The sequence below is a fragment of the Kitasatospora sp. MY 5-36 genome (assembly GCF_001182915.1).
Taxonomy (GTDB): Bacteria; Actinomycetota; Actinomycetes; order Streptomycetales; family Streptomycetaceae; genus Kitasatospora.
In genome coordinates this window covers 1-371 of record NZ_LFVW01000326.1, presented here as the reverse complement: position 1 = coordinate 371, position 371 = coordinate 1, and the positions used below count along the sequence as shown (strand labels likewise).

At 75.7% G+C, this 371-nt stretch carries 1 protein-coding gene; it reads left to right on the top strand.

Going from position 1 to position 371, the window contains the following annotated elements:
* The coding region (locus tag AE652_RS21185; RefSeq protein WP_049653873.1) for a hypothetical protein at positions 1–371 on the top strand (371 nt) is incomplete at both ends.

The following is a 371-nucleotide window of genomic DNA, read 5'->3' as shown; positions in this document are numbered from 1 at the left end:
TCGGCGTCAGCGGCACCAACGCCCACGTCATCCTCGAACAGCCCTCCCCGGAGGCCCCGGCGGGCGAACCGACGGCGCACGGCGTGCTGCCGCTGCTGCTGTCCGCGAAGTCGGCGGACGCCCTGCGCGCCCCGGCCGCGCTGCTCCAGGAGTCCGAGGCCGCCCCGCTCGACCTCGCCCACTCGCTGGCGACGACCCGCTCGCTGTTCAACCACCGTGCGGTGGTGCTGGGTTCGGACCGCACCGAGCTGACCGAAGGCCTCCGGGCGCTCGCCGAGGGCACCGAGAGCGCCACCGTGCTGACCGGTACGGCGGACGCCACCGGCGGGACCGTCTTCGTGTTCCCCGGGCAGGGCTCCCAGTGGGCCGGC